This window comes from Kitasatospora paranensis (assembly GCF_039544005.1).
Classification (GTDB): Bacteria; Actinomycetota; Actinomycetes; order Streptomycetales; family Streptomycetaceae; genus Kitasatospora; species Kitasatospora paranensis.
The window spans coordinates 170,708-191,210 of record NZ_BAABKV010000001.1 but is presented as its reverse complement, the minus strand read 5'-3'; the positions used below and the strand labels follow the sequence as shown (position 1 = coordinate 191,210).

The window sequence follows — 20,503 nt, the reverse complement described above, 5'->3', positions numbered from 1 at the left end:
GCGAGCAGCGCGAGGAGGAGTCGGGGAGAGGTATCCGCCGTTCATCACCACCTGCCCGGGAAGTCGAAGCTGCCCACCTGGAAGTGTTGACGCTCCAGCCGCGCGCGGGTGCGGTCGGTCAGCGGGGCGCTCGGTACGACGTTGTCGCTCTCGTCCAGGGCGTAGATCTCCGAGGAGGCGACCCGGCCGTCGGCGTACCCGCTGACCTCGCGGATCGAGGTGACCCGTCGCCGCTGCAGGCCGGTGGTGGGGTCAAGGTCGCGGTCGACGAACACGACCAGCTTCAGCGCGTTGGCGACGAGCAGCTGCGAGGCGTCGATCGGCATCCGCTCGACGGCCTGGATCGCGTAGGTGCTGATCTTCTGGAAGACGTCCGCGGAGCTGTTGGCGTGGATGGTCGACAGCGAGCCGTCGTTACCCTGCGACATCGCATTGAGCATCGCGACGACCTCGTCGCCCAGGACCTCGCCGACGATCACGCGCTGCGGGTTCGAGCGCAGCGAGCGGCGGACCAGGTCCGCCATCGACACGTAGCCCTGGCCCTCCGCGTTGGCCAGGCGCTCCTCCAGCGCGAGCACGTTGGGATGCAGGTCGGCGAGCTCGTGCAGACCGAGCTCCAGGGACCGCTCGATGGTGATCAGGCGCTCGCGCGGGTCGATCTCGTTGGCGACCGCCTGGAGGAGGGTCGTCTTACCGGCGTTGACCTCGCCCGCGATCATGATGTTCAGCCGGGCGCGGACGGCCGCGGTAAGGAAGGCCTCGATCTCCAAGGTCAGCGTGCCGTTGGCCCGCAGGTCGGACAGCCGGGCCACACGCAGGCGCTTGCGGCGCACCGACAGGCCCGGCCGGTGTGCCACGCTCATGACCGCCGACAGACGGGAGCCGTCCGGGAGACGGAGGTCGAGCTGGGGTTGGCAGCGTCGAAGGGACGGCTGCTGAGGCCCGAGGTGGCGGCGAGGACCCGGATCTGCTCGATCATGTCGGCGTCCGACTCCGCGATCGGGCCGACCTTCTGCTGGGACCCGTCGGCGAAGCTCACGAAGACCTCGTCGAAGCCGTTCGCGTCGATGTTCTCGACGTCCACGTTCTCCAGCCACGGCTGGAGCCGGCCGGCACCGTGCAGGGCGGCCGCGACCGCGGTGGTGAGCCACTCCTCCTCGTCCAGGGAGATGGGCACCTGCCCATTGTTGATGCGCTCGGCCGACAGCGCCTGCAGCTCGTCCGCGATGATGTCGAGGGAGAGCGCGCGCAGGTCGGCATCCGACAGCTGTCGGTCGCCGGCCTCCAGAGCCCGGCGGCGCTGCTGCAGCACCTGACCGGTCCGCTCCCGCAGCACCTTCACAAGGCCGTAGTCGACGGCCGATTCCACGGCGGTGGTCATCGGAGCGCTCCTTCCAGGTCCTCGCGACCGGGGACGGCTTCCACGGTGCGGCCGAGACCGAACCGGCTCTCCAGGTCGGCCACGATGCCGCGCACCGACCCGACCAGCTGCGTCTTGTGGGTGCGACCGCGCCGCCGGCCGGCCAGCTGCTCGGCTGCGTCCGGGTCGAACGCCACCACACCGGCCACCTGCGCGGGCGTCCCGCCACCGGCCAGAACCCGGGCCGCCGTGTCCACGGCCTGCGCCTTCTTACGCAGCGGGGCCACCAGCAGCACGCCGATGGGAGCGCCACGGCGCCCGCCCACGGACATCTGCTGGTGAACGGTGGCCGCCCGCGCCCGGACATGGGCCAGGTCTTCGGCGCCGGTGCGCGACACCAGCAGGATCAGCGAGGCGTGGCGCAGCAGCGCCGAAGTGGGAGCACCGGGGTAGAGACGACCGATGTCCGCGATGACGTCGGTCGTCCCGGGGGCGGCCAGCACACGGCCGAGCTTGTCCCAGTGCTCGCCCCACGCCGCTCCCTGCTCCGGACGGGACAGGCCCAGGAGGACCTGCTGCTCACCGGGAAGGTGCTGCGTGTGCTCGCGGACCACGTCGGGAGCCAGGACACCGCGGGCCGCAAGGGCCAGCGAGAACATCCCCTTGTTCGGGTCCAGGACGTCCCCGTTCGGGGCGACCTGCCGGTACACCAGGTCGGAGCCGAGCGGGTCGAGTTCGGCCAGCAGGGACTGGCGGGGCCATACCCCGGCCATGGCGAGCGCGGTGGTGCTCGCTCCAGGGGCGCCCTTGGCGGACGCGATGAGAATCAGCGACATATCGGTCTCCGTGCAGCCTTACGGGGCAGATGCGATGAGGACCAAGCCGACTTCGCCGGACGAGGCGGCCTGGATGACACTCCCCGAGGAGGCGGCGGGCACCAGCACGGAAAGGGAGAGCGCCGAGCTGACATCGCCGTTCGCGGGCTTGAACACCTCGCGCACCGTGGCGGAGCCGACCAGCTCGACCGCTCCGGAGGCGCCCTGAGAACCGGCGGCGCTGGACGTCGAACCCTTCGCGGCCGCATCCCGGCCCACCCACATCACCCGCACCCGGTCACCGGCCTTCAGCCCGGGCGGGAACTGGCCCGACTTCAAGGAGAGGCCGACCACCGACTGGTCGCCGGCAAGGCCCGCGGCGTCGGTCAGCATCGGGCCGGTCAGAAGCGTGCCCGCCGGGATCTCGACCGCGGCCGAATACTTGCTCGTGAGGATGCCCCGCTGCTCCCAGGGCACGAACTTCAGGTTGCTGTCCTTGGCGACCTGGACCTCGGCCAGCGCGTCAGCCGGAATCTTCTGGCCGGGCGCGACCCGCGCGGTGATCTCCACGGCGGAGACCCGCTGGCCGGCCTGGCGGAGTAGGACGGCGAACCCCAGGGAGCATGCGAGTACGACCAGCAGGGCCAGGACTGCTACTCCCGGCCGCCGCTCGCGGGGCTGGGTCGGGATCCTGTTTGCAGGTGCGGGTGTCCCCTGCCGGGGGAGGGCTGCCCCCCGCCTTCTCCGCCGGATCGGCGGAATTCCCCGTCTTCCTCATACTCATCCTCAAACCGCTGATCGGCTGTCCGTTATCCCGCCGGGTGCACCGTTAGTCGGATTAGAGTCCGCATCCGCGGCGCGGTCGGCGGGATTTCTGATAGTCGCTCCGCGCCATCGCGGGGCGACTCCCCTACACCTCAACAGAGAGTGATCGAGTCGGGTTACTTTGCGCGAAATCCCCTAGACCAACTCGATGTCCGAGTTGTACGCATATGAGCGCATGGGGTGACCACCCCATGCGCATCATGAGTACCGCAGGGTCACCATACGAAAGTTTTGGCCCACGCCGCAGTCGATTTCGGCCAGTGCGGGGCATGTCACGGGCATAGTCGCCGACAAAGAGGGCTTATATTAACAAATTGGACACTTCTTGCTGGTGGAAAATCGCCCTCCAATCAAACTGTCTGCTGACAACTCGTCAGGACGGTCTGTCAGCGGTGGGATTGAAATGTCGACAGATCTCCTGGCGTGATCTGGAATATAGATCTGACGGATCATCAGACCATGAACTTTTGGCGCCTCCTGCTGCACAATCCGGGACAGCGGCAGCGCCGGACCGCACCGGGATCCGGGTCGCCGAATGCGCGCGCCGGAATGCCCGTCCTCTCCGCGCGGCCACATCCCGGGCACGCTGCCGAAACCCTATAGGAGGTCCTGGGCGGCCAGAAGCGCGGCAGGCAGCCAGAAGGCTCCGGCGAGCCGCACTGGGCGGTTCGCCGGAGCCTTTGATGAAGAAAAGCCAGCTCACAGCCGGAGCCGCTCCCACCCGTGAGCTGCAGAGCGGGCGGCAGCGGGAAAGGAAAGGAAAGCCTGTCCGGCCGCGGTGCGGCTCCTACGGGAGGTGTCCCTCGGCCGCCCGCTCGACCAGGTCGATCACACGACGCACACCCTCGATCGTCGCGACCCGGGCAAGAATGGAGTCCCGCTCGGCGCGCAGCTGCACCCCGCCGCGCCAGCCCGCTCGGCGACCTGCGGGTCGCGCAGCGCATCACCGCGAGCGACCACCACCCGGGGCCCAAGCCCCCAGACGATGGCATTCACAGCCGCCGCAGCGGCCGCCAGGCCGTCGAGCTCGACCAGGACCCACTCGTAGTCCGCCGGATCACCGCCGAGCTCACGCAGCCGCTGCGCCAGCGCCCGGAACAGGCCGCCGGAGCCGCCCGCCGGCTCCAGGAACCGCTCTCCGGCAGGAGGCAGCCCGTCCACGGCAACGTTCGCAATGAGCTGAGAGACCTGGGGCGGCGTGTGGAACTCGCCGAGCCGCTGCCGGGCACCGGGCGAGCGAAGCTCCGTCAGAGTCCACGACAGCACATCCACCTGGCTGCGCTCACCGGGATCGCTGCTCCCGGTCATCTCCAACAAACCGTGCTGCAGACAGGTCTCGACGACCTTCCGCACCGAGCGGGCCAGATCAGAGGGAACCTTCTTCGTCAGCCAGGCCATCATGGGGGCGAACGCCGGGGCCAGCTCGGGCCGCTGCGCCCAGTGGTGGATCCAGACCTCGCGCAGCCCGCGGACCAGGTGCTGGTCGCAGGCCTCGTTGATGGTCCGGGCGATGTCGCCGGGGTGGTCCTTGACAGGGATCAGGGCCAGCGACGCGACGATGCTCAGCGGGATGTCCGGCTGGCTGCTGTAGGGGGTGGTGTGCCAGGTCCGGGCGACGGCCTCGCCCAGACGCTGGGCGTCGTCGTGGCTGCCGGGGCGGCCGAACAGGAGGGTGGAGCGCCGGTCGGGCGCGGGTGCAGTGGCGTGCATCAGGGCTCTCCGTCGGGAGTAGGGAAGACAGGCCGGGGCAGCCGGGCCGGGGCGGAGGTACAGGCCGGCTCAGGTCGCGAGGACGAAGGGGAGCGGTGCTGGTGCGCCTTGGACAGGTAGTGGCGCAGCGGGCTCTTCCAGAGGCGGCCGATGAGGGTGCCGATGACCGGGGGACGACCACCGGGGAGACCCCGTCGCCGATCTGTCGGCACGCTGCGGTGCGCGAGCCTTTCCGCGGGTAGCCGGGTAGCCGGGTAGCCGGGCAGCGGCGCAGCCTCGTCGAGCGCGAATCGCACGTGCGGGTCGTTGACCGGGTACCGGGCCCGGATCTTGCCTGTGATCATCGTGCCGGGCTTGTTCGAGGGGAAGCCGTTCCCGCCGGGGGTGATCCTCTTGCCCTTGGTGCGGATCTTGATGTCAGGCGACGAGTTCAGCGCCTGGGCGGCGGTGCTGGTCGGCAGAGCGGCGACGGGGCGGGTGCCGGAGAGGTCGAGGTGAAGGACGGTGAGCATGAAGGCGCGCTTGCGGTGGCTAGCCAGGCCGTAGTCCGCCGTCAGCCAGCCGGCGCGCCGGAATTCGTCGCGGATGCCGTCGATGACCGCCTGCGGCAGCGAGCTGGATTGCTCCATTGCGGGCTTCCGGGCGCATCAGGAGGCGGGGTTCGTGGCCGCTCGGGTCAGCGGCCACGAACCGGCCGGGGCAAGAGCGGCGCGCTCAGAACAGGGGCTGGGGCAGGCCGTCGTGGTTGTACCCGGACTCGTCCGGGTAGCGGCCCGCGGCGTCGGGCACCACGATCTGCCACACCCCGTGGGCGGGGTCGCTGCCGTAGATCCGGCGCGTCATCGCGAAGCGATCGGTGTCCGTGCAGCGGTGCAGCCGTGCGGTGTAGCCGCCGCCGAGGATGCCGTCGATCAGGTCACCCTCACTCGGCACGGCGGTCAGAAGCTTGGCGGCGTGGTTCAGGATGGGCCCGGCGACCTGGAACGGCATTGTGGCCAGGGCGAGTTCGAAGCCGAGCCGCTTGCCCAGGCCCGTGGTGTAGTTGAACAGCCCGCGGTCAGCGGGAACGACATCCTCGACGGGGAAGACGCCGGTGATGTGCAGCCCGTGCTCCTCGATGTTGTCGAGCACACGGGCGAGCACAGGGTCGACGGTGATCACGAAGGCATCGAGCAGTTCCTCGAATTCGGCGGTCGGGGCCGCGAGATGTGCGGGGACGGTGCCAGTGCGGGCGAGAGCGGAGAGGCCGCGCAGGCGGCTGCCAGCGAGTGAGGCCTCGATCAGGAGGTTCTTCTTCATCGTTCTCCGGGTTCGGGGAGGCTCTGGGATCCAAGACCGAGAGGTCGGATTTGCGGCCTTGCGGCGTTCAGTTGGCTGACGTCCAGGGCACGAGGGCGGTTGCGGGACGCGGCTGGTCGGCGGCCGTGAGATCAGCGCGCCTTGAGCTGTCACTGAGTGCGGCGGAAGCGCAGCGGCAGCGAAAGCTAGAATACATTCCAAATGCTCATGTTGCAATTCCAAGAGTGAGGGTATGCCGCCCTCGTAGCTCCGCCGGTCGAAGGTCCCTGCGAGACGTGGCGCCAACTGGGCGTTTCGTTCCCGGTTGTGATGCTCAGGTTCCGCGCCAAGGGGTTTCGCCAGTGAGTTGGCGGGTCGTGAGACCGATCATCGCGACTCGGGTGGGAGCAGTGCGCCACGGCTGTTGACAGCCCTGTCCCACGGGTAGACCGGCGAGCGGATGCTTGCGACAGTCCAGGGCATCCGTTCACGGCGGTGGCCACCAGCGGCTCCACCGGCACGCGGACCAGGAACTGCTCGTGGGAAGCGCGGCTGCCGCCGGGTGTCACAGGTGGGCGGCTCCGGGCAGGCGGCCGAGGACAGGCAGGGCGGTGAACGCCTCGGCGAAGTCGGTGCCGCTCCGCCTGCCCCACAGGCGTGCGAGGTCTTCGGCCATGGGGCCGAAGTGGTCGTCGATGGGCTGGGACTTGTGGCAGCGCAAGGCCTGCATCTTGGTGGCGAAGGTGGCGGTGACGTCGACCATCACCGTGGGGATGACCTGCCCGGTGGTGGTGAGGGAGTTGTAGGTGTCGCAGGTGTACAGGCGGCGCGGCCGGCCGGTTTCGATCTTTGCCTCGGGCAGGGCCTCGAGGACGGCCTCGGTGGTGCGCCGGTGGGCGGTGTGGATGTCGTGGACGGGGTGGGTGATGACCACATGGGGCGTCAGCTCGATGAGCAGGGACCGGATCGCGGCCGGGGTGAGTTCGGGAAGCTGGTGGAGGGTGGCGCCGAGAACGGCCGCTGCGGCTTGGGCTTCGGCGTCGCGGATCGGGTCGTGGAGGGGGACGGCGATGTGGACGGGCGCGTGCTGGGCGTGTAGGGCGAGGGTGCCGCCGGCCCAGAGCTCGGCGTCGTCAGGGTGGGCGAACACGGCGAGCGCGGACTGCGGGCCTGTCAGCTGGTCGTCAGGGTTGCGCGGCACGAACAGCTCCCGAGGTGTTGGCGGTGGCGACCGGGACAAGGCGGCCGTGATGGATGATGAGGGTGCGCATGCCGGCGGCGAGGGCGGCGGCGATGCCGTCCTTGGCGTCGTCGACGGCCAGGCAACGCATCGGAGCGGCGCCGAGGCGGTGGGCCGCTTCCAGGTAGGCGTCGGGGGCGGGCTTGCCTCGGGGCACGTCGTCGAGGGTGACGACAACCGGCAGCATTGCTTGGAGCCCGAGGCGCTGGATGCCGTCGTGGACGAGGACCGCGGCAGCGCTGGAGGCGACGGCCAGCGGGAGGCCGAGGCTGCCAGCGGTCTGGAGCAGGTCGAGGGTGCAGGGGATGGGGCGCGGCGCCGGATCGGCCAGCAGCGCGGCCCGGCTGCGCGCCACCACCTCCTCGGCCGGGGGCGGCAGGAGAGCGGCATCGGCGGCGAGCCGGGCGATCACCTCGCGCACGGGCAGTCCGGCCAGAGCCCGGTAGCGCTCTGTGGGGACGGGGATGCCGTGCGGGGCGAGAGCGGCTTGCAGGGCGGCGCGGCGGGCGGCGGTGTTGTCCACCACGGTGCCGTCCCAGTCCACGATCAGTGCCTGCGCGCCGCGGAGCAGGGCGGCGGGATCGGTCACCGGGGCACCGTCCTGCGGTAAAGGATCTGCTGGTCGGGCCCGAGGACGGCGATCTCGGTGGGCGGGGGCGGGGCGGCCTGGGGCCACAGCAGCATGCCGAGTCCGGGCAGCCGGATCGGGCGGCATCCGGCCGGGACGGTGACCGGGTGGTCGCCGACGAGCAGCACGCCGACGGGGTGCGGGCCTCCGGTGCCGAAAGCGGCCACATCGGGCAAGGGTCCGCCTGCATCGTGCCAGAGCAGGGTCGCGGCGCGGCCGTCGTCGGGCGCGGGCTGCTCCAAGGCGTGGGTGAGGACCGCGGTGGCGCTGAGAGGGCCGGTGTCTTGGGCGGTGCGCTGGGCGGGGACGGCCAGAGCGGGGCGGACGGTGCCGGCGCCGCCGTCGACCTCGACGACGGCACCGGGGCTGAGGGCAGACAGCACGGTGGTGACGTTGGTGACGCAGGGGATGCCGAGTTCGCGGGTGATGATCGCGGTGTGGGAGAGCTCGCCGCCGGTGGTGGCCACGACGGCGGCCGGACCAGTGAGCAGCGCGGGAACTGCTTCGGGACCGAGCGCTCGGCAGATCAGGACCCTGCCCGCGATGTCGGCGCCGCTGGTGCGGACGGTGGGTCCGGTGCCGCGTCCGGGGGCGGCTGCGATCCCGTGAAGCACCTGGTCGTCGTCGGTAGCTGCCTGGCTGGCGGTGGCGTGGTCGGTGAGAGGCACGGTGAGCGGGCGGGCCTGGACGAGGTGGAGCCTGCCGTGGGGGTCGATCGCCCACTCGACGTCGATGTGTTGCAGATTGAGGGTGGCGGCGGCTGTGGCGGCGACGGCGAGCAGCCGCTCGCGCGCCTCAGCGGTGAGCACGGGACGCTTGGCCAGTTCGGTTGGTGTGTGGAGGTGGAGCACGCCCGCGTCGGACGTCTGGATCTTCGCCCGGACGGAGCCGCCCGGGTCGAGGCGGATCCATTCGCCTGGCGGCATCTCCAACTCCTCCGGTGTTCCGGGCAGCTGGATGATGCCCTGGGCGGTGTGGCGGACGGCGGTGCGGCGGCCCTGGCCGGTGGTGTGGATCTCGCCGGTCTGGGTGCCGCTGACGAGCGGCTCGGCCAGGCCGCGGAGGGCCTCGATCCGCCAGCGGGCGCACCGACTGTCGGTGACGTCGGCGGCCAGGACGCCCGAGCAGGCCGGGCGCAGGGCGGGCTGCACGAGAACGGCCATGCGCGGCAGGGCAATGACGCCTCGGGCCTGGCTGTAGGCGGTGACGGTCGGGTGGTGGGCGGAGGCGCGGACGGCGAGGACGGCGTCGAGCAGCGCGTCGGGCCGGGCGGGGCTGATGCGGGAGATGTAGAGACCGGCGAAGGATGCGGTGGTGCCGTCCTCGGCGACGGCAGAGGAGCGGGCGATCAGCCCGTGGGGGCGGGGCAGCGGGCGAGGATCTCGGCGACGGCGGCCGGCAGGCACTCGTCGGGGTGGTCGACGGGGATGACGATCCCGGCGGGAACGGGCAGGCCGGCGGCGGCCAGGCGGGCCAGGGTGGTGGCCTTCACTCCGGCGGTCGCGGTGTGCAGGTCCTGGTCGAGGCAGGGCAGGTCGGTGGCGGTCATCGGGCGGCTCCCAGGGCCAGCAGGTCAGCGGCGGTGATGGTGGCGGGGTCGGCGGCGGCTCGCTGGCACCAGCGGCGGGCGGCGGCGAGGAAGCGGTGCCGCTGGACCTTGCGGCTCTCCTCGCTGCCGGCCGCCCATCGGCACACGCAGGTCAGCGCCGCCAGCTGCGTGGTGGCGATGGGGTTGCCGGCGGCGGCGAGGTGGGCTGCCAGCGTCCAGGCGCTGCGCAGCTGGACCGCTCGGCGGCGCGAGGCGCCGATGAGGTTGCGCTGACCGGTGGTGTCGGTGGCGGCGGTGGTGGCAAGCAGATGGGCGGCGAGGGTGCGGTCTTCGAGCGGCATCGCGGCGGAGGCCGGGGAGCCGTCGCCGTACAGGGTCCCGGCGCGGGCGGCGAGGGTGCTGGCCGCTGTGGCGAGGCCGCTCCCTTCGGAGAGGGAGGCGGCGCCGTCCAGGAGCACCAGGTGGGCGTCCAGGAGGTGGCCCGTGGCATCGGGTGTGTTCAAGGCCAGGCGGCAGGCCCGCCCGTCGGCGTCACTTCCCAGCAGGCCGGCGAGCAGCTCCTGCCACTGCTCGTCGGGCAGGAGCCAGTTGACGATGTGGGCGCTCATCACCCCGAGGAACGCCTCGGTCGCGGCGGCCAGCTGGTGCTCGGCCGCCTCGCCGTGGTCCAGCTGGTGTTCCAGGGCGAGGAGGGCGGCGTCGGCGTGCTGGTGGCGCTGCTCGGCGGCGGTGACCATCGCGGTGGCGTAGGTGGGATCGGCGAGCAGGTGGTGCCAGCGGTCGGTGAGGGCGAGGTGGTCACTCTCGGGGATGTCGACGATGCCCGCGCGCCGCAGTCGCCCATACGGGCGGGGGTCGTCCATGAAGACCTGCGGCCAGCGGGTGAGCGAGGTGGTGTACAGGTCGAGCTCCAGCGTGGTACTGCCGGGCCTGGTGTGCTCGTAGTCGCAGGTGAGCAGGCCCTTCCAGACTTCGTCCACGGGGTTCTCCCTTGCCGGGGCCGGGCGGCGCGGTGGCCGGATCGGTGACGTTCGGTCATGTGGGTGGTGCGGGGTGTGAAAGGCTCGGCCTCTGCCACCCGGGGGTGGGCCCGGGCGGCGCCGTGGGCCGAGTGCCGAGGAGTAGAAGTGATCAAGGAACCGACGGCCAGCGCGTTCGTTTTCCGCACCGATGGGGACGGTGTCCCGAAAGCGGCTCTGGTGTGGCACCCGCGGCTGGAGCTGTGGCTGCCGGCCGGCGGGCACGTGGAGGCGGACGAGAGTGCGGCCGAGGCCGCGCTGCGCGAAGTCGGGGAGGAGACCGGGCTGCGGGCCGAACTGCTACCCGGCCCGTCGCTGCCTCTCCCGGCTGGGTTCCCGCACAGCGCGGTGCCCGCTCCGTGGTGGGTGGTCGAGATGGACGCCTGCGCCGACAACCACACCCGCGAACCGCACGTCCACATCGACCACGTCTTCGTCGCCCAGGTCCACGACGGCACGGTCGACCAGGGCGCGGTGCACGAGGTGCGGTGGTTCACCGAGCAGGAGATCGCCGAGGTCGAGGGCCTGTCGGAGGACTCACGCCTCCAGGTGAAGCAGCTCTTCGCGATGATCGCGGACGGGTCGCTGCGCCTGCCGGCGTGAGCCCGGGGTCAGAACAGGGCGCTCTGCTCCAGCACCGGCTCCGGGCTGAGGCGCTTGGGCTGCAGCCCGGCGGCCGCGTCGAGGTCGAGGAGGGTGCGCCACCGGCCGGCGGCACACCCGTCGGCCAGCAGCCGGGCCAGGACCTGGACGGTGACCTCGACGTCCGGCATCGCCCGGTGCCGGTCAGCAGGCCGAGGGATGCCGTAGTAGCCGAGCAGGCTGTCCAGCCGGTAGGTGCCGAGGCCGGGCAGTACGGCCTTCGCGAGGCGCACCGTGTCCAGCAGCGGTGTGGAGGCGAGGGTCGGGCAGTGCCCGGCCTGGTGGGCGATCATCCCGGCCTCGGTCGAGGCGTGGTGGGCGACCAGCCGGTACGGAGGCACGCTCAGGTGCGCGTCCAGGCGGGCCATCACCGTGGCGGCCGTCGGGGCGGCGGCGAGCATCGGCGTGGTGATGCCGGTCTGGGCGGTGTCGAACGCGGTGACGGGGACGTCGGCGGGCGGGCGGATCAGGGACTCGAACCGTCCGACCTCGACCAGTCGGCCGCCGTCGGCGCGCAGGGCGAGGGCCGCGACCTCGATCGGCTCGGCGGGCCGGCCGGCCGGGGTGAGTCCTCGAAGTCGATCACGACGAAGGTCGTGCCGGTGAAGCGCGGGTCCTGCATCAACCGGTCCACGCAGCGGCCTCCTGTCGGATCGTCAACGCTCGCTGCTGAATGGCCTGTTCGCTGTCGTGCTCGGTGAAGGGGACGGCCAGCAGGGCATCCACAGTAGCCTCTGCACGGGCAAGATCGCAGGTTGCGAAACGGGCGCCGGCCGGGTGGCGGTGGGCCGCGGTCAGGCAGTGGGTGCCGACGCTGTTGGGCACACCCGCCTCGGCCAGGCGGATGCTGAAGGCGCGCGGCCGGGGCAGGGTCAGCCGCCACAGGGCGCTGTAGCCGTTGGGCTGCTCATTGTCGGCTGCTGCGATCGGCTCAAGCCCCGGGGTGCCGTCGACCGCTCGGTGCAGGGCGGCGGCCTGCCGACGGCGCAGGGCCAGGGCTTCGGGGAAGCGGGCGAGGTGGTGGCGGGCGAGGGCGGCGAGCGGCTCGGCCAGGCGGTGGTTGAAGCCGAGGCGGCTGCCGGCCGGGGCACCGGGGGCGCCGGTCTGCCAGTGGGTGCGGTGCGCGGCGGCCCGGTCGGCGAGGACGTCGTCGTCGGTGAGGAGGTAACCGCCCTCGCCGCAGGAGATGATCTTCCCGTCCTTGAGGGAGAAGCAGCCGATGTCGCCGACGGTACCGGCGCAGCGGCCGCGGGTGGTGGTGCCCTGGGCCTGGCAAGCGTCCTCGACCAGGTGCAGCCCTGCGGTGCGGGTGTAGGCGGCCAGGTTGTGGATGCCGTCGGTGCGGCCGGCCAGGTGCACGGCCACCACGGCCTTGGTGTCGGGACCGGTCTTCGCCGCAACGTCCCTGAGGTCCATGCCGAGGCCCTCGACGGCGGCGTCGACGAACACCGGGCGGGCGCCGGTGGCCGTGACGGCTGCGACGGTCATGACGACGGTGACGGCGGGCAGCAGGACCTCGTCGCCTGCTCCGATGCCGCAGGCGGCCAGCGCGGTGGTGATCGCCGCGGTGCCGGAGGAGACGGCGACGGCCCGGCGGGCGCCGAAGACGTGGGCGAGCTCAGCCTCCAGGAGAGTGGCCTCCTGGCGGCTCGTCGGGGCGGGCATGCGGGCGACGGCGGCGGCCATCGCCCGGTGTGCGGGGTTCTCAGGCACGGGGGACCTCCGGTCCGGTCGGTGCGAGGACGGGGAAGCCGGTGAGCGGCCACATGTTGACGCAGTCCACGGAGAACAGTGCACAGTCGCTGCCGCAGCCGGTCGGGGCCGGGAACAGCTCCCGTGCCTTGGCGCCCTTGATGCTGCGGTGGCGGCCGGGCGGGGTGGCGGCGATCTTCAGGGACGACGGGCAGTCCCACACCGTGCCGTCCGGCTGGACGAAGAAGAGCGTGTCGCCGCCGAAACAGCCCGGTACGAGGTCGGTCGGGCGGGCGACGGCGGAGGCGATCTGGCTGGCGTAGCTGCGTTCGGGCAGGACCAGCGGTAGCTCGGCGGCGTACAGGTCGTCGAAGTGCTGCCGCAGCTCGGGCAGGTGCTCGGCGGTGAGGGACAGGTCAGCGGCCAGGCGGTGGTCGGGGTCGAGGGCGATCGGCTGCGGGACGGCGTAGTCGCAGCCGAGGCTCGCGGCGAGTTCGGGCAGGGCGACGATGTCGGCGAGGTTGCGGCGGGTGATGACGCTGTAGACGCCGACCTTCGGCCGAGGCCCCGGGCCGCGGGCCGCGATCAGCGCGCTGATGCCCGACACGACGGCCTCCCAGCCGTCGCCCCCGCGGCGCGGAGGCCGCCACTGGTCGTTGTGGACGGGGTCGGCGCTGTCCAGTGACACCGACACGGCGTCGACGCCGAGCTCGATGAGCGGCTCGCGCAGGTCCGGGCGGTTCAAGGCGACGCCGCTGGTGCACACCACCACCTCCAGGCCGCCCGCCTTGAGGACTTCGATCAGCCTGATGATCGGCTTCCACAGCAGCGGCTCGCCGCCGGCGAGGAACACCCTGCCGACCGGCGAGTCGTGAAGCGTCTCGGCGAAGGCCAGGACGTCGGCGGTGGTCAGGTCGTTCGGCGACAGGTGGGAGAGCACCCCGGGGGCGGTGGGCATCTGCTCGCGGTGCTCGCTGACCGTCCCGAAGTAGCAGTAGAGGCAGCCGTGGGAGGCGCAGTACGAGCGCAGCCCCCACAGCAGGCTGATGGGCTTCACGGGGTGGCCCCTTCCGGGGTCGTGGCGGCCGCCGCGCGGCACGCTTCGGTGATGGACTCGACCGCTTGGTCCTCGGAGAGGACGCGCCGGTCGAGCACGAGGTACTGCTCGGGCCGGTCGGCGGCGAGCAGGTGGTAGAGGCGGCCGGCGCGGGCCATCAGCGCCCGCTCGTCGGCGCCGGCCGGCTGGCCAGCGCGCTCCTCGAACCGGGTCAGGCATACCGCGGGGTCGTCGGTGAGCAGCACGGTGGTGCTGGGCGCAGGCCGCCAGGCGGTGATGGTCTGTTCGATGGCCAGGGCCTGCTGCAGCGCCCAGGTGTCGGTGGTGCCGGCTGCCTCGGCGAGTACGGCGGCCTGGTAGACGGCGACCGAGGCGGGGCCGCGGTCTTCCAGCACCACCCGGCCAGCGGCCACCGGCGCCAGCGCCTCCCAGCGGTGGACCTGGAGCGCGGCCAGCAGCAGCGTCTCGGTGTGTGGGTGCCCGGTGCGCAGGAAGCGGTCGCCGGTGCCATGCAGCGCGGCGATCACCTGGCCGGGCAGGCCCGCGGGCGGGGAGTCGGGCAGCTCGACCAGCGCCGCGCACCGATGACCCAGCGCGGCGGCGGCCCGGCGCCCGAGGTAGCTCTTGCCGACCCCGTTCACCCCTTCGAGCGCCACCCAGGCGGTCACCGGCTGGCTCCCGTCATCGCCGCCGCGCGGCGCAGCCGCTCGGTGAGCAGCGCGTCGCAGGCCAGGGCGGGAAGCAGGTACTCGGTGGCGGTGCGCGCGCCGTGGGCGCGCACCCCGCGCACCGTCATGCACTGGTGCTCGCCCACTGCCCACACCGCGACCGCCTGGCTGCCCGTCAGCCGGGCGACTTCCTCGGCGACCTGGGCGGTGAGGCGCTCCTGCAGTTGCAGGGCGTGGGCGTGCTGCTCGACGATCCGCACGATCTTCGACAGGCCCAGCACCTGTCCGTCGGGGCGGTAGGCGACGGACACCTCGACGGTGAAGGGCAGCAGGTGGTGCTCGCACATGCTGGCGGTGCGGATGCCGCCGACGGCGACGCAGTCCTCGCCCTGCACGGTGTGCTCGAAGACGGTGCCGGTGGAGCCCGGTTCGTGGCCGAGGAATTCGGCCCAGAACCGGGCGACGCGTGCGGGTGTCTCCAGCAGGCCGGGCCGGTCGGTGTCCTGGCCGAGCGCGCGCAGCAGCTGGCGCACGCAGTCCTCGACGGCCGCGGTGTCGACCGGCCCAGCCGCAGCCTGGGAAGGGGCCGGCGGGGCGGGTACGGTCAGGGTGTGGGACACGGGGGTCCTCCTCTTTTCCGTGGGAAGGAGCGACGGGGCCGCGCGGTGCGCCCGCGCGGCGTGGCGGCGGTGCTTGAGGTAGGCGGCTGCTACAGACCCAAGGCGTTCAGCAGCGCGCGGGCGGACCTCTCGGGGGTGAACCGGGCGACCTGCCGGGGCGCAGCGCTGCTTGCCTGCCGGTAGCGGTCCGGGTCGGCCAACAGGCCGCCGAGTGCCGACCACAGTGCCTGCGGGCCGGCGTCCAGCGGGACGGTGCGCCCGGCCGCCCGGGCCAGCAGCGGCACGTTGCCCAGGTTGAAGCCGACCACCGGGGTGCCGACGGACAAGGCCTCGGCCGCGGTGAAGCAGAACGTCTCGGGTACACGGGTGGCGATGACGGTGGCCGCTGCGCCGGCGAAGAAGCCGGGCACCTCGCACCAGCCGAGCGCCGGCAGGATCGACACGACGTCCGGGCGCCGGGCCGCAACGGCCCGGCAGGCCGCGAGAGTCTGGGCCTGTCCGCCGGGTTGGAGTTCGAAGCCGGCCTCGGCGAGGACCAGCTCGACAGGACGGCCCCAGTCGTCGGGCAGGGCATCAAGGAGTTCGGCAAGTCCCTTGGCCCGGTCGGCACGCGAGACGATGCGCACCGGCCCCGCCTCCCGCAGCTCCTCCCGCTCTCCGGCAGGCGGGGGCGGCAGCAGGGTGTGCAGGGCGTTGGAGACGGTCACCCAGCAGCTGGTGTCCAGACCCGCCGCGGCACCGCTGTCCGCGAGGTAGTCGCTGGCGGGGCAGACGACGCCGGCCGCGGTCAGCGCGCGCTGCCACCGGTCCTCGCCGCTGGGGCGGATCTTGTGGACCATCAGGGCCGTGGTGACACCGTCGGGCGCCGGGTCGAGGTAGCCCAGGCCCCACAGGGTGTCGCCCCAGCACGCGGCGTCCACCCGGCAGTCGGCGAGGATGCCGCGGACCTCCTCCACCACCGGGCCGGGGTCGGCGAGGGCGGCGAGCACGTCGGCGTTGGTCGCCGGCTGCGGCAGGCTGACGCTCTTCAACCGGATCACACCCGGCTCGGGCCGGTGCGGGGCGGGTCCGGCCGCCAGGACCAGCGGCGTGTGTCCCAGCCGGCGCAGGCCCTCGACCAAGGCCCCGATGGACCGGTCGATCCCCGAGGGCTGGTCGAGCCGGTAGGACAGCAGGCACAACGCGACCGTGCTCACGCGCCCTCCCCGCCCGGACCGCGGCGCTCTCCCACGGGAAGACCACCCAGCAACCCACCGTCTCCCCGATCACGGTCACTGCCTGGGCCGGCGGCCGGTCGCCGCCCCAGTTCGCCGCGTTGACCACCAGCACCGCGCTGCGCACCCGGGCTGCACCGGCCTGCTCGACCAGGCGGACAACGGCGGCGAGGGTTTCGCCGGTGCCGGCCACGTCATCGACCACCAGGACGTCCCGTCCGGCGACGTCTCCCAGCGAGGCGCTGTTGCGGGTCACCGGCCGGTCCGTCTTCGCGGCGTTGGTGGAGTCGTCGACGGTGTGAGTGATCTCCAGCACGCGCACGTCGCGGACACCGAGCCGGTGCGCGAGGATCACCGCGGGAATGAGGCCGCCGCGCACCACGCCGACCACGATCTGCGGCACAGGGTCCGGTTGCAGGACGCGGGCGATCCGGTCCGTCTGCTCAGTAATGTCGTCCCAGGTCAGATCCCCGGTGTCGAAGTCAGCGGCCACGTTCGTCCTCCCAGATCAGGGTGTGCAGGCGCCCGGAGACGTTCCATCCGCGGTTGATCGCGGGGCCGGCTATGGCGCGCAGGCCGGTGATGACGGCCGCGGCGGTGGTGGCCTGCGGCATGACCCACACCTGCTCCAATCCGTGCTCGTCCTGGAGCGCGGCGACTTCCTCGACGTCGGCAGGGGTGTCGAGGACGAACTTGAACACCGCCCGGCCGCTCTCCTGGAACGCCTTGAGTACGGCGGGCTTGATCCGGCGTGAGGTCGGCATGCCCATGTGCGAGAGCTTCGGCGAGACGGCGTAGAGCGAGACGTGCTGGTCGAATGCGGGCTCGGGGGCGATCGTGCCGTTGGTCTCGATCTCGATGCGGCGCCCAGCCCCGGTGAGGCGGCTGACGACTGGGACGAGCTGGGTCTGCTGCATCATCGGCTCGCCGCCGGTGATGATCACCAGCTCCGTCGGGTGCCGGAGGAGCTCGGCGGCGACGTGCTCGGCAGGCATGCGGCTGGTCTGCTCGGCACGGGAGTAGCGCTTCCAGTCCCACGAGTACGGGGTGTCGCAGGAGCCGCAAGCCAGATTGCAGTCGCCGATGCGCAGGAACGACGCGAGCTGTCCGGCCGACGGGCCCTCGCCCTGGATCGTGGGGCCGAACGCCTCGCACACCAGCACATCCGGTGGCCGACTCCGGCCGAGGATCACGTCCATCGTCGTCATGCGGGCACCCGCGCGTCCGGAGTGAACTCGGCCCAGGTGCTCTCGGTCTCCGACACCCGGACGGCGAACGGCCGGCCCTGCGCGTCGACCAGGCCGCGGCTGGCCAGCCACCCGGCGAGGTGCGCGGCGAGGTGCTCCGACGTCGGGGTGACGCCGATGACCCGGTTGAGGATCTTCCCCGCAAACCCGGATGCCAGCAGGGCGCGCAGCTCGCCGGGCACGGGCAGCAGCCGGTTGCCGCCCGGTCCTGACGGAAGGGTGACCAGATAGGCGTGGCCGTGCTGCCGGCCGCACCTGTGCCCGTCCGGCAGGCCGTCGAGCCAGTGCCGGGCGCTGAACTGGACGCTGTGTGCTTCGTCGGGGCGCGGGAGCCGGCCGGTCAGCACCCGGACCGCGTGCAGGCGCTCGCGGGCGCCGTCGGGAAGGTTCGCCGCCGCCCAGGTGTGCAGATGATCGGCAATACCCTGATCGCTGGTGTCGACGACGACCTGATCCAGGTCACGGTGGTCAAGGACCCCGTCGATGTGGGTACGGAACGCGGCGAGGTCGCCGAAGTCGGTGACGAACCCGGGAGCGGTCAGCTCACGCGCCGTCAGTGTCATCTCCGCGGTGATCAGGTCGCTTCCGTCGATACCGAGCACCGTGCGGGCGGCATCGAACCCGACGAGCTTGCCGATGGTGTAGGTGCCCACCTGGCGCGGCTCCCGAGAGGACGCGCCCGCCTGGGGCGAGGGTCGGAGCAGGGTTTCGGGGTTCGGCATCGTGCCCCCTTCTGGACTGGCCAACCGGCCTACCGTCGTTGCCTTCTGTGCTGAAACGAGCACACACCGCCAGCGAGGCAGGGACAATGGAGTCGGGCGATCCAACAGCGATCCCAAATCCGAGGAGCGTCGCGATGTCCGAGCGACTGCGGAACGGTATGAGAGAGGCGCGCCGGGAGTCCGGTCTGTCCTGGGAGCGCTTCGCCCGGGACGTGGGCTTCAGCCCGGCGTACCTGCGCAACGTGGAGAACGGGAACCGAGCGGTGACCGCCGACGTGGCCGCCGCCTACGACCGGGTGTTGCAGTCGGGTGGGAGATTCGCCCGAACACTGGCGGCTGACGGGCCGTCGAGCGCAGGCTGGGACGAGGACGGAGCGGCCCTGACCGTCCTTGCCGAACTGGTGGATGGGAGAAGAGTGGATCGCAGGAGCTTCGTCACCGCCGGTGTCGCCCTATCGGCCTCGGCCGGGCACTGGGCGAAGGCCCTCGGCCGGACCCGCCCCGGCCCTCCCGCCCAGGCCGGCGGCGGCCCGGGACTGCTCGCGAACATCGAACACCGCCTGGACCACCTTCGCCGGGTCGACGACGAACTCGGAAGCGGCGAGGTCCGCAAGCAAGCAGCCGGCGAGCTGTCCCTTGCCGTTACCCTGCTCAAGACGGGCCGCTACCCCGGAGCCGCCTCCACCCGCCTGTACCGCATCGCCTCCGAAGCCGCCCGGCAGGTCGCCTGGTGCAGCTTCGACCAGGGCAGGCACGGAACCGCGCAGCGCTACTTCGACGCCTCCCTGCGGGCCTCCGCCGAAGCCGGCGACGTTATCGGCGGCGCCTACGCCCTGTCTTTCGCGGCAGTGCAGTGCTACTCCACGCCGGGCCAGGCTGACCGCGCGGTGGCGCTCCTCGACGCGGCCCGGGCCGCGCGGGGACAGGGCACCCCGCGGATGGAGGCCATGCTCGCCGCCCGCACTGCTCGCGCGTTGTCGAAGACCGGGGCGAAGACGGCGACCGGGCACCAGCTCCACCTGGCGCACGCTGCCCTGGACAAGGGGTCCAGGGGCAACGACCCCGACTTCCTGTACTGGGTGACCTACGGAGAGGTCGAGATGATCGCCGGGTCCTCAGCGCTCGACCTCGGGGACCCGACCGAGGCGCTGCGCCGCTTCGAGGCTGGCATGCGGGCGTACCCCGGAGACGAGGAGTTCCCGCGTAGCCACGCCATCTACCTGGCCCGTGCCGCGGAGGCCCATCTCGCGCTGGACGACCTCGACGCGGCCGTCGCCACCGGCCGCCGCGCGGCCGCCTGTCTTGGCTCCGTCGACTCCGCCCGATCCGCCTCCCAGCTCAAGGGTCTGCGCGACAAGCTTGCCCCGCACACCGCCTACCACCCCGTCCGCGACTTCCTAGAAGAGGCGGGGTAGGCGCAGCAACTCGCGCAGTTGGCTGGCCACCACCTTCTCGTCCAGCCCGAGCAGCGGGGTGATTCCGAGCTCCGCTGCGGTGGCCAGGTTCTGCTCGCTGTCGTCGACGAACAGGCACTCCTCGGCCGACACACCGAGCCGGTCGAGCACGAGGCGGAAGATGGCCGGGTCCGGCTTGCGCAGGCCAACCTCGGCCGACAGCACCACCTCGTCGAATGAGCCGGCAAGGTCGAACCCGGCGTAGGGGTCATAGGGCTCTCGCCCAAGGCTGTTCGACAGCACCGCAGTCCTGACCCCGGCGGCCCGGGCCCGCCGTGCGACCTCGATGACCGGGTAGGCCGGGAAGGCATCGTGCAGGTACCGGGCCATCAGGTTGTCCGGTGCCACACCCATCAGGGCCGCGAACCCGTTGTTCCAATCGGTCTGGGATATGCGGGCCAATTCAAGCTGACGGAAAAGCTCCTGCCCCCGAGGGTCGGCCCAGGCACCAAGGAAGGTCCCGCGGGCAATCCCTTCCCGGCCCTCGAACGCGGAGATCACTTCGACCATGTTGAAGGTCAAGACGCCGAAGAAGTCGAAGATCAGTCCGCGGTATGCGGGTACTTCAGCTTTCACCATTCCCAAAGCCTACGGCGCAACACGCAGTCCCGGCGGCCTTCGCCGACGCTCGACATGGTGGAGATGGCATCCAAGGTGCCGTTCAGCATAAGCCGGGGCCCCGGTTCTTCCAGTGCTGCGCCCACCCTTGCTACGGCCAGCGGGCGTTGCCTTCCAGCGTCCGCGCCCGGGCGCGAGCACGTTC

At 71.9% G+C, this 20,503-nt stretch carries 22 protein-coding genes and 2 pseudogenes; 2 read left to right on the top strand and 22 right to left on the bottom strand.

From position 1 onward, the window contains the following. Positions 1–44 precede the first annotated feature (44 nt). From ABEB13_RS00975 to ABEB13_RS00925, 11 genes and pseudogenes are all read right to left on the bottom strand, one after another. A pseudogene (locus ABEB13_RS00975) lies at positions 45–1,381 on the bottom strand (TadA family conjugal transfer-associated ATPase). Continuing rightward, positions 1,378–2,196 carry a P-loop NTPase family protein gene (locus ABEB13_RS00970; RefSeq protein ID WP_345703824.1) on the bottom strand — a complete coding sequence of 273 codons (819 nt, stop codon included), beginning with the start codon at positions 2,194–2,196 and terminating at the stop codon, positions 1,378–1,380. The pseudogene ABEB13_RS00975 and the gene ABEB13_RS00970 overlap by 4 nt, the downstream one beginning before the upstream one ends. Before the next feature lie 18 nt (positions 2,197–2,214). After that, on the bottom strand, positions 2,215–2,745 hold the full coding sequence (locus ABEB13_RS00965; protein ID WP_345703823.1) for a hypothetical protein: 531 nt from the start codon (positions 2,743–2,745) through the stop codon (positions 2,215–2,217). Positions 2,746–3,828: 1,083 nt separating this feature from the next. Further along, entirely contained in the window at positions 3,829–4,710 is an 882-nt protein-coding gene (locus ABEB13_RS00960) for an N-6 DNA methylase (protein WP_345703822.1), read from the bottom strand. Then, positions 4,710–5,339 carry a hypothetical protein gene (locus ABEB13_RS00955; protein ID WP_345703821.1) on the bottom strand — a complete coding sequence of 210 codons (630 nt, stop codon included), beginning with the start codon at positions 5,337–5,339 and terminating at the stop codon, positions 4,710–4,712. The genes ABEB13_RS00960 and ABEB13_RS00955 overlap by 1 nt, the downstream gene beginning before the upstream one ends. 85 nt (positions 5,340–5,424) lie before the next feature. After that, positions 5,425–6,009 (bottom strand): DUF4262 domain-containing protein, encoded by a 585-nt coding sequence (locus ABEB13_RS00950; RefSeq protein WP_345703820.1) that lies wholly within the window; start codon positions 6,007–6,009, stop codon positions 5,425–5,427. Positions 6,010–6,553: 544 nt separating this feature from the next. Then, the gene (locus ABEB13_RS00945) at positions 6,554–7,189 is read right to left on the bottom strand and encodes a PIG-L deacetylase family protein (RefSeq protein WP_345703819.1); all 636 of its coding nucleotides are present in this window, start codon (positions 7,187–7,189) and stop codon (positions 6,554–6,556) included. Next, a complete protein-coding gene (locus tag ABEB13_RS00940; RefSeq protein WP_345703818.1) occupies positions 7,173–7,817 on the bottom strand; it encodes an HAD family hydrolase in 645 nt (214 codons plus the stop codon). The genes ABEB13_RS00945 and ABEB13_RS00940 overlap by 17 nt, the downstream gene beginning before the upstream one ends. Then, positions 7,814–9,262: a PEP/pyruvate-binding domain-containing protein gene (locus tag ABEB13_RS00935; protein ID WP_345703817.1), complete on the bottom strand. Its 1,449-nt coding sequence runs from the start codon at positions 9,260–9,262 to the stop codon at positions 7,814–7,816. Before ABEB13_RS00935 ends, ABEB13_RS00940 begins: the two co-directional genes overlap by 4 nt. Further along, positions 9,205–9,405 carry a hypothetical protein gene (locus tag ABEB13_RS00930; protein WP_345703816.1) on the bottom strand — a complete coding sequence of 67 codons (201 nt, stop codon included), beginning with the start codon at positions 9,403–9,405 and terminating at the stop codon, positions 9,205–9,207. Before ABEB13_RS00930 ends, ABEB13_RS00935 begins: the two co-directional genes overlap by 58 nt. Then, the gene (locus ABEB13_RS00925; RefSeq protein WP_345703815.1) at positions 9,402–10,385 is read right to left on the bottom strand and encodes a hypothetical protein; all 984 of its coding nucleotides are present in this window, start codon (positions 10,383–10,385) and stop codon (positions 9,402–9,404) included. Before ABEB13_RS00925 ends, ABEB13_RS00930 begins: the two co-directional genes overlap by 4 nt. A gap of 147 nt (positions 10,386–10,532) precedes the next feature. Here ABEB13_RS00925 and ABEB13_RS00920 point away from each other — a divergent pair, with 147 nt between their 5' ends. Continuing rightward, a complete protein-coding gene (locus ABEB13_RS00920; RefSeq protein WP_345703814.1) occupies positions 10,533–11,027 on the top strand; it encodes an NUDIX domain-containing protein in 495 nt (164 codons plus the stop codon). A gap of 8 nt (positions 11,028–11,035) precedes the next feature. Here ABEB13_RS00920 and ABEB13_RS00915 read toward each other — a convergent pair whose 3' ends face one another. The 10 genes and pseudogenes from ABEB13_RS00915 to ABEB13_RS00870 form a co-directional block, all read right to left on the bottom strand. Continuing rightward, a complete protein-coding gene (locus ABEB13_RS00915) occupies positions 11,036–11,563 on the bottom strand; it encodes a 3'-5' exonuclease (RefSeq protein WP_345709491.1) in 528 nt (175 codons plus the stop codon). Then, complete coding sequence (locus ABEB13_RS00910; protein ID WP_345703813.1) at positions 11,533–11,700, bottom strand: hypothetical protein; 168 nt, start codon at positions 11,698–11,700, stop codon at positions 11,533–11,535. The genes ABEB13_RS00915 and ABEB13_RS00910 overlap by 31 nt, the downstream gene beginning before the upstream one ends. Continuing rightward, positions 11,688–12,779 carry a DegT/DnrJ/EryC1/StrS family aminotransferase gene (locus ABEB13_RS00905; RefSeq protein ID WP_345703812.1) on the bottom strand — a complete coding sequence of 364 codons (1,092 nt, stop codon included), beginning with the start codon at positions 12,777–12,779 and terminating at the stop codon, positions 11,688–11,690. The genes ABEB13_RS00910 and ABEB13_RS00905 overlap by 13 nt, the downstream gene beginning before the upstream one ends. Continuing rightward, positions 12,772–13,815: a radical SAM protein gene (locus ABEB13_RS00900; protein ID WP_345703811.1), complete on the bottom strand. Its 1,044-nt coding sequence runs from the start codon at positions 13,813–13,815 to the stop codon at positions 12,772–12,774. Before ABEB13_RS00900 ends, ABEB13_RS00905 begins: the two co-directional genes overlap by 8 nt. After that, entirely contained in the window at positions 13,812–14,483 is a 672-nt protein-coding gene (locus ABEB13_RS00895) for a nucleoside/nucleotide kinase family protein (protein WP_345703810.1), read from the bottom strand. The genes ABEB13_RS00900 and ABEB13_RS00895 overlap by 4 nt, the downstream gene beginning before the upstream one ends. After that, the gene (gene folE, locus ABEB13_RS00890) at positions 14,480–15,103 is read right to left on the bottom strand and encodes a GTP cyclohydrolase I (protein WP_345703809.1); all 624 of its coding nucleotides are present in this window, start codon (positions 15,101–15,103) and stop codon (positions 14,480–14,482) included. Before folE ends, ABEB13_RS00895 begins: the two co-directional genes overlap by 4 nt. A gap of 89 nt (positions 15,104–15,192) precedes the next feature. Beyond that, a complete protein-coding gene (locus ABEB13_RS00885) occupies positions 15,193–16,299 on the bottom strand; it encodes a glycosyltransferase family 4 protein (RefSeq protein WP_345703808.1) in 1,107 nt (368 codons plus the stop codon). An 88-nt stretch (positions 16,300–16,387) separates the two neighbouring features. Beyond that, positions 16,388–16,708 (bottom strand): annotated as a pseudogene (locus ABEB13_RS00880) (phosphoribosyltransferase); the annotation flags it as partial. A gap of 91 nt (positions 16,709–16,799) precedes the next feature. Next, entirely contained in the window at positions 16,800–17,525 is a 726-nt protein-coding gene (locus ABEB13_RS00875) for a 7-carboxy-7-deazaguanine synthase QueE (RefSeq protein WP_345703807.1), read from the bottom strand. Then, the gene (locus ABEB13_RS00870) at positions 17,522–18,286 is read right to left on the bottom strand and encodes a 6-carboxytetrahydropterin synthase (RefSeq protein ID WP_345703806.1); all 765 of its coding nucleotides are present in this window, start codon (positions 18,284–18,286) and stop codon (positions 17,522–17,524) included. The genes ABEB13_RS00875 and ABEB13_RS00870 overlap by 4 nt, the downstream gene beginning before the upstream one ends. Positions 18,287–18,420: 134 nt before the next feature. Here ABEB13_RS00870 and ABEB13_RS00865 point away from each other — a divergent pair, with 134 nt between their 5' ends. After that, positions 18,421–19,701 (top strand): helix-turn-helix domain-containing protein, encoded by a 1,281-nt coding sequence (locus ABEB13_RS00865; RefSeq protein WP_345703805.1) that lies wholly within the window; start codon positions 18,421–18,423, stop codon positions 19,699–19,701. Here the strand turns inward: ABEB13_RS00865 and ABEB13_RS00860 are convergent. Next, complete coding sequence (locus tag ABEB13_RS00860) at positions 19,684–20,319, bottom strand: HAD-IA family hydrolase (RefSeq protein WP_345703804.1); 636 nt, start codon at positions 20,317–20,319, stop codon at positions 19,684–19,686. The two genes, ABEB13_RS00865 and ABEB13_RS00860, sit on opposite strands and share 18 nt — an antisense overlap. Positions 20,320–20,503 lie beyond the last annotated feature (184 nt).

Bases quoted from the DNA above. Each gene is read 5' to 3' on its own strand.
- ABEB13_RS00970 (WP_345703824.1), bottom strand. From the start codon at position 2,196: ATGTCGCTGATTCTCATCGCGTCCGCCAAGGGCGCCCCTGGAGCGAGC.
- ABEB13_RS00930 (WP_345703816.1), bottom strand. From the start codon at position 9,405: ATGACCGCCACCGACCTGCCCTGCCTCGACCAGGACCTGCACACCGCG.
- ABEB13_RS00950 (WP_345703820.1), bottom strand. From the start codon at position 6,009: ATGAAGAAGAACCTCCTGATCGAGGCCTCACTCGCTGGCAGCCGCCTG.
- ABEB13_RS00875 (WP_345703807.1), bottom strand. From the start codon at position 17,525: ATGACGACGATGGACGTGATCCTCGGCCGGAGTCGGCCACCGGATGTG.
- ABEB13_RS00870 (WP_345703806.1), bottom strand. From the start codon at position 18,286: ATGCCGAACCCCGAAACCCTGCTCCGACCCTCGCCCCAGGCGGGCGCG.
- ABEB13_RS00865 (WP_345703805.1), top strand. From the start codon at position 18,421: ATGTCCGAGCGACTGCGGAACGGTATGAGAGAGGCGCGCCGGGAGTCC.
- ABEB13_RS00960 (WP_345703822.1), bottom strand. From the start codon at position 4,710: ATGCACGCCACTGCACCCGCGCCCGACCGGCGCTCCACCCTCCTGTTC.
- ABEB13_RS00955 (WP_345703821.1), bottom strand. From the start codon at position 5,339: ATGGAGCAATCCAGCTCGCTGCCGCAGGCGGTCATCGACGGCATCCGC.
- ABEB13_RS00860 (WP_345703804.1), bottom strand. From the start codon at position 20,319: ATGGTGAAAGCTGAAGTACCCGCATACCGCGGACTGATCTTCGACTTC.